Raw genomic sequence first — 14,097 nt, 5'->3', positions numbered from 1 at the left:
CCTGTGGAGGACGGACGCGCAGAGCAGTGCGATCCGGCACGCTGATCCCCATGTCGAGGGGCACGGGACTCCAGGAGCCACTGCCGCTCCTGCTGCAACGGGTGTTGCGCGGAGCGGTGATCAGCCACGCCCGCACCGAGCGGCGCCGCGTGCATCCGCCTGTCCTGCACGTCGGCGTCCCCGGCGGGGAGGTGTGCACCTTCGAGATCGGTCCCGACGACCACCTCGACCTGGCTCTGCGCGTCGAGGTGCTGGAGGCGATGGCGCGCTCCAGTCTGGAGCGCGACGTCGTGCCGTTGACCTGGCTGACGCGGGCGGACTCCGGGCCGGACACCGAGGACCTCGCCTGGGCGGCCGCCGTGGGCGCGGCGTCGGGCGAGCTCAACGTGCGCCTGGACCTGGTCGTCGTGACTCGCCGGTCGTGGCGCGACCCCCGGTCCGGCGCCGGTCGGGTGTGGTCCCGCCTGCGCGCGGCCGAGCCAGCGGGCTAGTTGTAGTTCTGGTTCACCAGGTGTGTACGGGCTGGTTGTCGTGCATCCGCGCGCGGTAGTCACCGAGCACCGCACGCAGCACGTCCGCACGGTCGTCGCTCTCCCGCTGCTGCACCTGGCGGACGAACCAGTCGGCCCCGTTGGTCGCCGTGAGGCAACGCTGCTCGATGACGTCGAGGTACTTGTGGGCCTCGGCCGAGCCAACGCCCCAGGCGGCGAGTCCGTCATGTGCCAGCGGCAGCAGGCGTCGTACGACGAGCTCGGTGGCGCGCACCCGGCCCAGGCCCGGCCAGTAGACCTCGGCATCGATGCCGTGCCGGGCCGCGGTGTGGAAGTTCTCCTCGGCAGCACTGAACGACATCTGTGACCACAGCGGACGCTCGTTCTCCGCGAGGGCCCGGACCAGCCCGAAGTAGAACGCGGCATTGGCGACGGTGTCGACGACCGTCGGGCCCGCGGCGAGGATCCGGTTCTCGACGCGCAGGTGTGGGAGGCCGCCGCTGATGTCGTAGACCGGCCGGTTCCAGCGGTAGATCGTGCCGTTGTGGAGGCGGAGCTCGGACAGGTTGGGCGTTCCGCCGGCCTCCAGGACGGTCAGCGGATCTTCCTCGTCAATGACCGGAAGGAGCGCCGGGAAGTAGCGGACGTTCTCCTCGAAGAGGTCGAAAACCGACGTGATCCACCGTTCGCCGAACCACACGCGCGGCCGCACGCCCTGCGCCTTGAGTTCCTCGCCGCGGGTGTCGGTGGCCTGCTCGAACAGCGGGATCCGGGTCTCGGACCACAGGTGCTTGCCGAGGAGGTACGGCGCATTGGCGCCCACCGCGAGCTGGATGCCGGCGATCGCCTGCGAGGCGTTCCAGTACGACGCAAACCGCTCCGGGCTGACCTGCACGTGCAGCTGGGTGCTGGTGCACGCCGCCTCGGGGACGATCGTGTCCACCGTGGTCGCCAGGCGCTCCACGCCCTGGATGTCGATGCTGATGTCCTCGCCCCGGGCGCGCAGCACCTGCTCACTGAGCAGCTGGTACCGCGGGTTGGCGCTGATGGCCTCGGCCTGCAGGTGCTCGGGGCGCAGCGTCGGCAGGATGCCGATCATCACGAGGTGCGCACCCAGCGGTGCCGCCTTCTCCTCGGCCGCGTTCAGGCTCGCGCGCAGCTGCGCCTCGTAGGCCTCCAGTCCCCCGCCGGCCAGTGGGCCCGGCGCCAGGTTGAGCTCGATGTTGAACTGGCCGAGCTCGGTCTGGAAGTCGGGATCGGCGATGGCATCGAGTACCTCGGCGTTGCGCAACGCCGGGTCGCCCGCGTCGTCGACCAGGTTGAGCTCGACCTCCAGCCCGGTCCAGGGATCATCGGTGTCGAACGCAGACTCGCGCAGCATCCGTTCGAACACGTCGAGGCAGCGCCGAACCTTCTCCCGGTAGCGGGTCCGGTCAGCGGGCGTGAACTCCTGTGCAGCGACGGCGTCACCCATGCACCGACCCTAGACCCAGCGACCAGTCGAATCCCCCTTCCCAGAAGTCGGGCGGCACCGCCTGCTGCAGGAGCGAGCCGAGGTACGCCGCCATCGCGTAGTCGGGCGCCACCTCCCCGCAGCGGTCCAGCGCCACCCACGCCTTCGCGCCGTCGCCGGCCTGCCACGCCGCCCACGCCAGCAGCGCAGCGGGCGCCGGGACGAGCGGAGTCGGCGCGCGGCGCACGAGGTCGGACCAGAACCGGACATGCGCCTCGGCCGTGCGTCGCGTGATCAGCGACCACGCCGCGTCCCGGACCCGGGTCGCCTGCATCACCCACAGGAGTCGCGCGGCCACGTCGTCGGACGGCTCCGCACCAGCGGCGACCAACTCGGCGACGTGGCGCTCGACCCATCTGCCCTTACGCCGGATGGCACGCCCGTCGGTCGGCATGTCCTCGTCAGCGAAGCCGCCGGACACGAGGGCCCGCTGCACCCGGGTGACCGCCGGCAGGTCCGGGTCGAGCGATGCCGCGAGATCGGCCCTGCTGCGGTGGCTGAGGCGGCCGCTCACCAGCGCCTCGACGACGAACGGGTGCGCCGAGACGTCGTACGGCGTCCCGGGCGATGGCCGTGCCGGGCTGTCGAGGTCGACCCACCGCTCCCCGTCGGCGAACAGCCCGGCCACGACCGCGATCCCCGACCGGCGGCACCCACGGCGCAGGACCCGGTGAGCGGCCATCGCGGCGGCACGGTCGGCGCCGAAGTAGAGCAGCACCACCTGTTGCGCGTGGTGACGTCGGGCCGGGCCCAACAGCAGTTCGTCGAGCTCGCGGCGCACGACCAGCGTCTGTGCGTCCAGTGGCGGCAGGTCGACCCGGGCGTGGAAGGGGCGATCGGCACCGAAGGTCATCATCACGACGGAGTCCTCGGGCCAGAAACCCAGCAGGACCGGGGCGATGGCCAGCAGGTCCTCGGGGCTTCGAACGGTCAGGGTGGCGGGTGTTGTTGTCATGCCGGAACGGTCCCGGCGGACTCCGACCGCGGACCCCTCACCGCCAGCAGGCTGTGCACGCGCGGCCACCGGGAACGCCGCTGTGGACAGTTCAGGGACAGGACCGTCCCCGGTGACGACTAACGTGACGCGCGTGCGCGCCCAGGCCTCGGTCCTCCATCTGGACCTCGATGCCTTCTTCGCCGCCGTCGAACAACGCGACAAGCCCTCCCTGCGCGGCAAGCCGGTGATCGTCGGCGGGGTCGGCGGGCGGGGAGTGGTGTCGACCGCCTCCTACGAGGCCCGCGTGTACGGCGTCCGGTCGGCCATGTCGACCCGGGAAGCCCGCGCACGCTGTCCCCAGGCTGCCTTCCTCTCCGGTCGCTTCGAGGCCTACCGCGCCGCGAGCACCGCCGTGATGACCCTGCTCCGGTCGTGCTCGCCGCTGGTCGAGCCGTTGTCCCTCGACGAGGCGTTCGTCGATCTCGAACGAGCCGACCTGCCCGACCTCGAGGTGCCGACGGTGACCGCGTTCGCCGAGGACCTGCGGGCGCGGGTGCAGGACGTCACCGACGGGCTCACCGCGTCGGTCGGTGTCGCGTCGTCGAAGTTCCTCGCCAAGATCGCCAGCGAGTTGCGCAAGCCCGACGGCCTCACCGTGATCACTCCGGGGACCGAGATCGCGCTGCTCCACCCGATGCGGGTCTCGGTCATCCCCGGCGTCGGGCCAGCCACCGTCGAGCGGTTGCGGCGCATCGGCGTGCACACCGTCGCCGAGCTCGCAGCGATCGGCCAGGAGGAACTGGTCAGCATCGTCGGCAAGGCCCAGGGCGCCTCGCTGCACCAGTTGGCGCGCGCAGAGGACAGCCGCTCCGTCGTACCCGACCGCGAGACGAAGTCGGTCAGCGTCGAGAGCACCTACGAGCACGACCTCACCGATCGGCGGCAGATGGAGTCCATCGTCGTCCGGCAGGCCGGGGAGGTCGCGCGCCGGATGCGGAGCAGCGGGTTGTCGGGACGAACCGTGTCGCTCAAGGTCCGGCTCTACGACTTCACCACCCTCAGCCGCTCCTCGACGCTCCCGGCGCCGACCGAGGAGACCGCCACCATCGCCCGGCTCGCCCGCTCCCTGCTCGCCGACCTCGACACCTCCGGCGGCGTCCGGTTGCTCGGTGTCGGGGTGTCCGGGCTCGCCGACTGGGTCCAGGAGGACCTGTTCGCCGACGACTCCGAGGCCGCCGAGATCGACCCCGAACCCGCTCCCGAACCCGAGGAGTCGGGCTCCCGCCCCTCCGAGGTGCACTGGTCTCCGGGGATGGACGTCGTCCACACCACCGACGGCCGCGGCTGGGTCTGGGGCTCCGGGAAGGGTGTCGTGACGGTGCGCTTCGAGACGGCCGACACACCCCCGGGGCCGGTTCGCTCGTTCCGGGTCGACGACCCCGATCTGACCCGATGGCGCCCACCCGCTCCGGAGCCACCAGAGGGCCAGTAGCGTTCCTGCATGTCCGTCGAGCAGTCCGATCAGTCTGAGCAGTCCCGTCCCCCGCGTACCGACCAGCGTCCGGTCACCACCACGCTGCACGGTCACCCGCGCACCGACGAGTACGAATGGCTGCGGGCCAAGGACGACCCGGCCGTGATCGCCCACCTCGAGGCCGAGAACGCGTACACCCAGGCGCGGACCGCGCACCTCGCCGACCTGCGCGGGCGGATCTTCGAGGAGATCAAGGCCCGCACCCTCGAGACCGACCTGTCGGTGCCCACCCGGGTGCGTGGCCACTGGTACTACGGCCGTTCCTTCGAGGGACGGCAGTACGGCGCCAGCTGCCGCGTCCCGGTCACGGACCCGGACGACTGGACTCCCCCGCAGCCGGCGGCCGACGCCGATCCGGACCAGCCGGCGCTACCCGGCGAAGAGGTGCTGCTCGACCTCGATGCCCTCGCTGAGGGCCACGAATTCTTCTCGCTCGGCGGCTCCGCGGTCAGCCCCGATGACAACCTGCTGGCCTACGCCACCGACGTGGTCGGCGACGAGCGGTACACCGTGCGGGTGCTGGACCTGACCACCCGCGAACTCCTCGACGACGTCCTCACCGACGTGCTCGGGGGCGTGACCTGGGGCGGGTCGGCCGACCACTTCTACTACACGACCGTCGACGACGCCTGGCGTCCGGACAAGGTCTGGCGCCACCGTCTCGGCACCGCCCAGGCCGACGACGAACTGGTCTTCCACGAGCCCGACGGTCGGTACTTCGTGGGCGTCGGGCGCACCCGCAGCCGCCGCTACGTGATGATCGCCGCCAGTTCCAAGACCACGTCGGAGTTCCACGTCCTCGACGCGACGGACCCGACGGCCCAGCCGCTCTGCTTCGCGCCCCGCACCGACGGTGTCGAGTACTCGCTGGAGCACGCCGTCATCGGAGGCCAGGACCACTTCCTGGTGCTGCACAACGCGAGCGGCCCCGAGTTCGAACTCGCGGTCGCGCCCGCCGTACCCACCGCCCTGGCGGACTGGAAGCCCCTCCTCGCCCACGACCCGGCCGTGCGTCTGGAGGACGTCGACGCGTTCGCCGACCACCTCGTCGTACAGCAGCGCAGCGACGGCAGCACCCAGGTGCGCGTCCTCGACCTCGGCCCGGACCCGACCGCTCCGATCACGGCGGACCGGTTCGTGGAGTTTCCCGGTGAGCTGGCGACCGTGGGCGCCGGCAGCAACCCGGCCTTCGAACAGCCGACGATCCGCGTCGGCATGACCAGCATGAGCCGTCCGTCGGCGGTCTACGACCACGACCTGCGCACCGGCGAACTGGTGCTGCGCAAGCAGGCACCCGTCCTCGGCGGCTACGACGCTGACGACTACGAGGAGCACCGGCTCTGGGCGACCTCGGTCGACGGCGTCCAGGTGCCGATCTCGCTGGTGGTCCGTCGCGGCGTACGCGGTCCGGACGGCACCGCACCGGTCCCGGTCCTCCTCTACGGCTACGGCGCCTACGAAGCGTCGATCGACCCGTACTTCGCGGTCGGGCGCCTTTCCCTGCTGGACCGGGGCGGCGCCTTCGCCATCGCCCACATCCGGGGCGGCGGCGAGATGGGTCGCAACTGGTACGACGACGGCAAGCTCGAGCACAAGCAGCACACCTTCGACGACTTCATCGCCTGCGCCCGCCACCTCGTGGAGAGCGGCTGGACGACGGCCGACCGGATCGTGGGCGAGGGCGCGAGCGCCGGTGGCCTGCTCATCGGGGCCGTCGCCAACCAGGCCCCCGAAGCGTTCGGCGGCTTCGTCGCCGGGGTGCCGTTCGTCGACACCCTCACCACGATGCTCGACGCCTCGCTCCCCCTGACCGTCCCGGAGTACGACGAGTGGGGCAACCCGACCGACGACCCGGTCGCCTACGAACGGATCGCCGGGTACGCGCCGTACGAGAACGTCGCCGACCTCACCTACCCGCCGATCCTCGCCGAGACCTCCCTCAACGACACCCGGGTGCTCTACGTGGAGCCGGCCAAGTGGGTCGCGCGACTGCGGGACCGGGCTCCGCAGGCCGACGTCCTGCTGCGGACCGAGATGGCGGCCGGTCACGGCGGCGTCTCGGGGCGTTATCGCGCCTGGGAGGACCGCGCGTTCAGCCTTGCGTGGATCCTGGACCGCCTCGGACTGGCCGAAAAGGAGCCTGTTTCCTGAGGGCTTGGGTCCTCAGACTGAGAAGTCCCTGAGATTTCGGATCCTTCGCAACTTCTTGCGGGTCCCGCACGTCATTCCGGGTAACAACACCGTCGGTGACACCCCATTTGGGGAATCACGGACACACGGGACGTGTTGGGACCAACGTGCGGACCTCACCCGGTTCGCTCAGCGAAGGAGAACCGCGATGGCCACCGCAACCGCGAGGCGCAACACCGGACGTGAGATCGAGGGACGCGACAGCGTCGGGCTGTACCTCGACGAGATCGCCCGTACTCCCCTGCTCGACGCCGCCCGTGAGGTCGAGCTCGCCAAGGCCATCGAAGCTGGCCTGTACGCCGAGAGCCTGCTCGCCGAGGGTCGGGTGGGCCGCCGCAAGGGCGGCGCCCCGAAGCTCGCGAACCAGGCCGAGCTGGAATGGATCGCCGAAGAGGGCCAGAAGGCCGTCACGGAGTTCATCAACGCCAACCTCCGTCTCGTCGTCTCCATCGCGCGCAAGTACGGCCGCGCGCAGATGCCGATGCTCGACCTGATCCAGGAGGGCAACACCGGCCTGATCCGCGCGGTCGAGAAGTTCGACTACGCCAAGGGCTACAAGTTCTCCACCTACGCCACCTGGTGGGTGCGCCAGGCCATCACGCGCGGCATCGCGCAGCAGGCCCGCGTGGTGCGGCTGCCCGTGCACGTGGTCGAGGAGCTCAACCAGGTCGGCGGCGCCCGCCGCACGCTCGAGCGCCAGCTCGGCCGCGATCCCGACCCCACCGAGATCGCTGCCGAGCTCGGCCTGCCGGTCGACCGGGTCCTGGACCTGATGGCCTGGGGCCGTGAGCACGTCAGCCTCGACACCCCGATCGACGAGGACGGCGACACCTCGCTGGGCGACCTGATGGCCCAGGAGACCACCCCCGGCCCCGACCTGACGGTGCTCGACACCGAGGCCCGCGACCGGCTCAACACCCTGGTCGACCAGCTCGACGAGCGTGCGGCCGACATCATCCGCTCGCGCTACGGTCTCGTGGACGGTCGCCAGCACAAGCTGGCCGACATCGGCGTGAAGCACGGCATCTCCGCCGAGCGGGTGCGCCAGCTCGAGCGGGAGGCGCTGCAGAAGTTGCGTCGCCTCGGCGACCCGGACCTGGCTGCCTAGGTTTCGAGGCTCGCTGGCGCTCGCACCTCAACCACCGGCGCGGTCGTGCGTCGCTGCTACTCGACGACCTTGGCCTGAAGCTCCGCGAAGACCTCCGTGACCCGCATACGGAGGTCTTCGTGCGTTCCGGTGTTGTCGATCAAGTACGTCGCGACGGCGCGCCGTTCCTCGCGGGTCGCCTGAGCGGCGATCCGCGCGAGCGCGTCCTGCTCGGTCCAGCCCCGGTCGCGCACCATCCGCTCGATCTGGACCTCGGTGGGTGCGTCGACGACGATCACCGCGTCGAACTCCGTGGCACGACCCGACTCGACGAGGAGCGGGATGTCGTGCACCACGATGCCGTCAGCGGGCGCGGACGCCTCCAGTTCGGCGTACCGCTGGAAGACCAGCGGATGCACGATCGCCTCGAGGCGCCGCCGCTGCTCCTCGTCACCGAAGACCAGGGCGCCCATCTTGGGGCGATCGAGGTCACCGTCCTCGGTGAGGAGTTCCGGGCCGAAGGCCTCGACGACGGCGGCGAGCCCGGGTGTCCCCCGGGCCACCACCTCGCGCGCGAGCTGGTCGGCGTCGATGATCACCGCACCGAGCTCGCGCAGGATCGTCGAGACAGTGCTCTTCCCCGAGGCGATCCCCCCGGTCAGTCCAACGCGCACGGGGAGACCCTACTGTGGCCCCGTGGAGGCACTCGTGGAGCAACGGCCACTGAGCGCAGGCGACCGGGTGGCGCTGCTGGTGCCCGGTTCGCACGAGTACGTCGACGCGGTGCTGCGGTTGCTCACCGCCGGTGTCTTTCCCATCCCGCTGGACCCGCGGCTGACGGACAGCGAACAGGAGCGGATCCTGGCGGGCCTGGCACCGACCCGAATCGTGCGGTCGGCTGCGGACCTGGCCGACCTCGTCGACGTACTGCCGGAGGCCGGGTTGCCGCTGGGGCGGCCGATGCACTGCACGAGTGGCACGACCGGTGTCCCGAAGGGCGTGTTCTCGGGGGTCCTGAGTGAGCCGGACGCACGGGCGCTGCTCGCCGACGAGCGCGACCTGTGGGGATTCTCGGCCGACGACGTCAACCTCGTGCTCAGCCCGCTGTACCACTCGGCGCCGCTGCGCTTCGCGATGGGAACGCTGCTGGCCGGCGGCCGGATCGTGGGTCTCGACGAGCTCGACCAACGGAGTGGATTCGATCCGGCCAGGATCACCGAGACGATCGCGCGGGAGCGACCGACCACGATGTTCTGCGTACCGACCCACCTGCAGCGGCTCTTCGAGCACTGGGACACCCACGGCGCCCCTGACCTGTCGTGCTTCCGGCTCGTCGCCCACGCCGGCGCCCCGTGCCCCACGGATCTCAAGCGCCGCCTGATCGAAGCCTTCCCCGAGGGGTCGACCTGGGAGTTCTACGGATCGACCGAGGGCCAGTTCACGGCCTGCCGCAGCGAGGAGTGGGTCGAGCGGCCCGGGACCGTCGGGCGGGCGCGACCCGGCAGGTCACTGAGCCTCGACGCCGACGGCACCATCTGGTGCACCGTGCCCGACTTCGCCCGGTTCACCTACTTCAACGAGCCCGCCAAGACCGCCGCCACCTGGCGCACCACTGCGGAGGGACCCGCCTTCACCGTCGGCGACGTCGGTCGGATCGACGACGACGGCTACCTCTTCCTCGACGGCCGCCGCGAGGACCTCGTCATCAGTGGCGGCGTGAACGTCTACCCGACCGAGGTCGAGCAGGTGCTCGGCACCTGCCCGGGCGTCGCCGACATCGCGGTCTACGGCGTCGACGACTCCCGCTGGGGGCAGCGTGTGTGCGCGGCCGTCGTCGGGACAGCCGATGCCGACGCCCTGGACCGTTTCGCGCGCGAGCACCTGGCGCCGCCGAAACGCCCCAAGGACTACGTCCTCCTCGACGCGCTCCCCCGCACGTTGACGGGCAAGGTCCGCCGCAACGAACTCGTCGCGGGCCATCCCGCCGTCAGCAGCGACCCGAGCGACGCCTGACCGTGATGGTGGCCTGGGGGCCGACCGCCGATCCACGGACGGCGCGGATCCGGAAGCGCCACGAGTACCGGAGCGGCAACTGCCGCAGGGTCACCCGCGTCCCCGCCGTCCGCACCCCCCGGGTCCAGCGACCGTCGACCCGGCGCTGGATCCAGTACGACGTCGCGCCCCTCACCGGCCGCCAGGCCAGTCGTGCACAGCGCCGGCCGGCGACCGAGCGCACGTCGGTCGGCGCGGTCAGGGCGACGGGTGCAGGCGGTGGGGACGGCAGAGGTGGTGGGGCGACGGGCACGACGTCGACCACGGGCGAGAAGACCGCACCCTCGGGCGCGTCGTCGCCCTTCACCGGCTGCAACCGGTACTGGTACCGATGGCCGTTCACCAGCGAGGTGATGCCCAGCGATCCGTCGGGAGGCAGGCCTTCGGCGAGGACGCCCCACGGCTGGCCCAGCGTGCTGTCACGGCCCCACAGCAACTGGGTGGTGGCACCCGCGGCTCCCTGCCAGGTCAACGTCCCCGCTCCGTTGCCGGCCGACGACGTCAACGTGGCACCGGACCTCGGACCGACCGGAGGCATCACCAACGGCCGCGCAGCAGGAGGTCCGATCCCGAGCTCGTGCAAGGCGTCCGCGACGGCAGCAGCGATCTTGACCTCGCCGCGGGCGTTGGCGTGCGCGTGGTCCCAGGTGTCCTGCAGTTCGTCGTACCCGCTCGACGTGGTGGCGACCGCGACGGGCGACGCAGGGCTCGTGAGGCCGGCGACGACCGCCGGCAGTGCGTCATTGAGCGTGTCCACGCCGGTGAACCAGTGCTGGGTCGCCTCAGCGAAGACGAACGCGAGATCCGGGTCGACCGCGCGGGCCGCCTCGACGATGGCGGTGGTGTCCGCGGCCACCGCTTCGGGCGCGCGGCCGTACAGGAGGTCGTTGACGCCCAGCATGCTCACCACGACGTCGGGGTGGTGATCGGCGACGAGGGTCGCGATCGGCGTGTCCGGGAACCCGCTCCACATCCCCCATCGAGCGGCGTGGTCGCGGTCGAAGCCCGGATCGACGTACGACGTCGCGCCGGGACCGCTCGGACGCAGGTTCCACAGGTCATCACGGGGGCCGACGAAGTCGACGGCGACACCGGCGTCCTGGAAGTGGCGCCACAAGCGGTACCGCCAGGTCCAGTCGCCCGACGAGCCCTGGGTGACCGAGTCACCGACGAGCAGCACCCGAACGACGTCACTGGGCGCAGGCGGTTCATCGTCGGCGCCGTGGGCGGTGGCTGGCAGGGACAGGCCACTCGCCAGGGCCAGCAGTCCGCACGACGCACCGAGGAAGGACCTGCGACGACTCACGCCGTCACCCCGCGCACGGACCGGCCGTCGTACCGGGCAGGCAGATGTAGACGGGCGCACTCGTCGTCCGCGCACCACTCGCGTCCGTGACGGTCGCTTTCAGTCGGATGACGACCGAACCGGGCGCGTGCACGTCGTCGATCTGGACAGTCCCGGAGGTCTGGCCCGTGATCCGGCTCGAGGGGTGGGCGTGGAAGGACGTGCCCGTGTAGTGCAGCGAGTCCACTGCCAGCACGACGGTGGACGCGAGTGCTGCGGGGTCGTCGCCGTCAGGGTCACTGACCTCGACGCTCCACGGCACGGCACCACCGGTCGGGACGTAGCCGTTGGCCGGAGCCGTCAGCGCCACCGTCGGCGGCCCACCGACCCGGGTCCACGTGACGTCAGCAGCGGCCACGTCCTGGTCGCCGTGGAGGTGCTCGACCTGGATCAGGTGCTGTCCCTTGGCCAGCGCCACGTCGTGCACCCGGTTGTCACCCCAGAACGCGTTGGCATAGAAGTCGTGCACGGGCTGGTTGTCGACCCACAGCCGGATCCACTCGGTGCCGTCGACCTGGAACCGCCACGTGCCGGCGTCGACGTCGACGCGCCCTCGCCACGACGTCGCGAACCGCGTCCCTCCGGTCTCGGGGAGGTGCACGGTCGGCTCGCACGTGGGATCTGCGATGGCGGCGGAGGGAACCTGGACGGCGGCGTAGGGGAACAACCACGCGTACTCCCCCTCGTACTCCTGGTCGAACGCCGAGTCCGGACCGTCGAGGTCGTGGAACGTACGACGGAAGGTGCCGACCTCGCAGCGATCGGCGAGCGCCTCACCGGTCCACCGGATCCGGCGCAGTGACCCGGTCGTGATCGACACCGACCACACCAGGCCGTCCGGCCCCGTGAAGAACTTGACCGGCCCTTCGGCTGCCGTGGCGTCGGCCAGCCCGGCCACGCCCGTCGCCTCTCCGTCGTGGTCGACGTCAGCGGTGCGGATGAAGGCCTGGGCGTAGTCGCCGAAGACGTAGCGGCCGCGCATCGAGGCGGGGTAGGCGGTGGAGTCGAGGAAGACGCCGCCGCTGATGGAGCCGCCGTTCCCGTTGTGTGGATAGGAGTACGACGGCGCGCTGGCCCCGTCCTCGCCGCGCACCGCGCCGCAAGCGACCCACGGGCTGTCCGGGTCCGTCACGTCCCCGAGGTCGGTGTCGTTCTCACCCTCCAGGCACGGCCACCCGAAGTTGGCCGGCTCGTCGGGCGCGTCCGACTCGTCGAGGTGCCGGACGTTGATCTCCTCCCAGTCCCCTTCGCCGACGTCCCCGATGACCAGCTGGTCGCCGTGCATCGTGAAGCGGAACGGGTTGCGCAGTCCGAGGGCGAGCACTCGCGACGCGTTGCTGGAGCCGTCGCCGTCGTACAGCGGATTGTCCGGAACGCCACGACCCGTGACCGGGTCGATGCGCAGCACCTTGCCGGCCAGGACATCGGGATCCTGGGCGCGCCAGGTCTCCAGGCGCCCCTGGAGGCCACCCTCGGCCAGGTAGAGCGCACCGTCGCCGATGCCCACCAGCAACCGGCCGTCGTCATCGAAGCCGAGGTCGCCGATCGTGTGCGAGAGCCCGATCAGCGGCACACAGTCAGGGGTGCGGATCGCCGCGTCCTCCCAGCACTCCGGACCGGTGACCGAGCCGAGCACGACGTGGCGGGAAGCCTCAGCCAGATCCGTGCCGTCCCAGGTGAACCGCACGACCTGCTGGGCGTGCCGGTCCACTCCGCCTTCGCGGACGTAGCTGACGTAGACGTAGCCGTTGGCGGCGAAGTCGGGGTCGACGGCGAGACCGGTCAGGCCGGAGTCGCCCTCGTCGAGCACGTCGTCGCTGAGATCGAGCACCGTGTGGGGCACCGACCAGCCGTCGTCGTTGGGTTCGACGACCTTGACCCGTCCACCCTTCTCCGCGACGAAGACGATTCCCTCAGGAGTGCTCCCGGCGCTGGTCGGCAGTTCCAGTCCGCTCTGGACGGTGTCGATCGCGAAGTTCTCGGCGATCCCGGAGTCCGCGCCGAGCGGGGACGTTGCCCGCTCGAAGGCGGTGACCGGGCTGATCACGCTCTCCACCGGACCGATCGCGCGAGCGACGACGTCATGGGTGCCGGCCGCAGGGTCGGCACTGAGGCCCCAGGGCGCTGCGGTGTCCTCCCCGAGGAGCTTGCCGTCGAGGTAGAAGCGCACCGATCGCACGGTCCCGGTCGTGCCCACGGTCAGCTGCGCCGGATCACCGTCGACGGCGGGCACGCCGACCGTGGGAGGAAGAAGCATCGAGGAGGCCGTTGCGGCGGCGCCGCGGTAGGCAGCCGTCCACACACGGAGTCGCTTGCCGGCCACCGAGGCCGCCGGGACCGCGTCGTCGATCAGGAAGGTGCGTGACGTGCCGAGCCGTCGGGTCGCCACGACCTTCCATGTCGCGTCGGCCTGCTGCGCGAGCACCTCGACGACCCGGCCCGAACGAGCGTGCGACACCGTGACCCGGGCATCGACCCGTGCGCCGGCGTCGCGCGCGAACACGACCCCGACGGTCTGCGGCGTGCCGCGTACGGCGGCCACTCCGGAGACCCGGGTCGCGTACCGCCGGCCGTGGATACGAGTGGCCGGTGCGAGGACCCGCAGCACGGTGCGGGTGGCAGTGGCGCGGTAGGCCAGGGCCACGGCGCCGCGGCGCGTGCTGGATCCACGCGTCACCGTGATCCAGCGGGTCCCGGACAGCCGCTGGAGCCGGACGGGACGCACGACCCGCGTGGCGAACTGGGTGCGCGCCGTCACGGACTCACCGACCATGGGCGGCGTGGGCGACGCGGTCAGGGTCGGGCGGGTGGCGGCCTCTGCGCCCGAAACGGCGAGCGTGAGCGACCCCGTGAGCGCCGTCGCCAGGACAAGCAACGACCCGAGCACCCCACGCAGCATGACCTCAGTCTGTGGCGCCGCCAGCCGGCATTCAGCCGAACGCGACCAC

At 71.2% G+C, this 14,097-nt stretch carries 10 protein-coding genes; 5 read left to right on the top strand and 5 right to left on the bottom strand.

Annotated features, from left to right (window positions below):
- Nucleotides 1-50: 50 nt before the first annotated feature.
- On the top strand, nt 51-491 hold the full coding sequence (locus HRC28_RS13490) for a hypothetical protein (RefSeq protein WP_182376026.1): 441 nt from the start codon (nt 51-53) through the stop codon (nt 489-491).
- Nucleotides 492-504: 13 nt separating this feature from the next.
- Here the strand turns inward: HRC28_RS13490 and HRC28_RS13485 are convergent, their stop codons facing one another.
- Entirely contained in the window at nt 505-1,965 is a 1,461-nt protein-coding gene (locus tag HRC28_RS13485) for a glutamate-cysteine ligase family protein (protein ID WP_182376025.1), read from the bottom strand.
- Nucleotides 1,958-2,959, bottom strand: a complete 1,002-nt coding sequence (locus tag HRC28_RS13480) for a DUF4192 domain-containing protein (RefSeq protein WP_182376024.1) — start codon at nt 2,957-2,959, stop codon at nt 1,958-1,960. Before HRC28_RS13480 ends, HRC28_RS13485 begins: the two co-directional genes overlap by 8 nt.
- 133 nt (nt 2,960-3,092) lie before the next feature.
- Here HRC28_RS13480 and HRC28_RS13475 point away from each other — a divergent pair, with 133 nt between their 5' ends.
- The 3 genes from HRC28_RS13475 (at nt 3,093) to HRC28_RS13465 (ending at nt 7,773) form a co-directional block, all read left to right on the top strand.
- Nucleotides 3,093-4,433, top strand: coding sequence for a DNA polymerase IV (locus HRC28_RS13475; RefSeq protein ID WP_182376023.1), 1,341 nt, complete (start codon nt 3,093-3,095; stop codon nt 4,431-4,433).
- A gap of 9 nt (nt 4,434-4,442) precedes the next feature.
- Nucleotides 4,443-6,626 (top strand): S9 family peptidase, encoded by a 2,184-nt coding sequence (locus HRC28_RS13470; RefSeq protein WP_182376022.1) that lies wholly within the window; start codon nt 4,443-4,445, stop codon nt 6,624-6,626.
- Nucleotides 6,627-6,813: 187 nt separating this feature from the next.
- Complete coding sequence (locus tag HRC28_RS13465; protein ID WP_182376021.1) at nt 6,814-7,773, top strand: sigma-70 family RNA polymerase sigma factor; 960 nt, start codon at nt 6,814-6,816, stop codon at nt 7,771-7,773.
- Nucleotides 7,774-7,829: 56 nt separating this feature from the next.
- Here HRC28_RS13465 and coaE read toward each other — a convergent pair whose 3' ends face one another.
- Nucleotides 7,830-8,426 carry a dephospho-CoA kinase gene (gene coaE, locus HRC28_RS13460; protein ID WP_182376020.1) on the bottom strand — a complete coding sequence of 199 codons (597 nt, stop codon included), beginning with the start codon at nt 8,424-8,426 and terminating at the stop codon, nt 7,830-7,832.
- Nucleotides 8,427-8,448: 22 nt separating this feature from the next.
- Between coaE and HRC28_RS13455 the strand changes: the two genes are divergently transcribed.
- Nucleotides 8,449-9,765, top strand: a complete 1,317-nt coding sequence (locus HRC28_RS13455; protein WP_237111474.1) for a class I adenylate-forming enzyme family protein — start codon at nt 8,449-8,451, stop codon at nt 9,763-9,765.
- On the opposite strand, the gene HRC28_RS13450 is transcribed toward HRC28_RS13455, so the two are convergent.
- Nucleotides 9,740-11,110, bottom strand: coding sequence for a GDSL-type esterase/lipase family protein (locus HRC28_RS13450; protein WP_182376018.1), 1,371 nt, complete (start codon nt 11,108-11,110; stop codon nt 9,740-9,742). The two genes, HRC28_RS13455 and HRC28_RS13450, sit on opposite strands and share 26 nt — an antisense overlap.
- Nucleotides 11,111-11,114: 4 nt before the next feature.
- A complete protein-coding gene (locus HRC28_RS13445) occupies nt 11,115-14,048 on the bottom strand; it encodes a PQQ-dependent sugar dehydrogenase (RefSeq protein ID WP_182376017.1) in 2,934 nt (977 codons plus the stop codon).
- Nucleotides 14,049-14,097 lie beyond the last annotated feature (49 nt).

Source organism: Nocardioides sp. WS12, assembly GCF_014108865.1.
In the GTDB taxonomy this organism is placed as follows: domain Bacteria; phylum Actinomycetota; class Actinomycetes; order Propionibacteriales; family Nocardioidaceae; genus Nocardioides.
The sequence above is the reverse complement of the archived record's forward strand: the minus strand, read 5'-3'. Positions and strand labels throughout refer to the sequence as shown.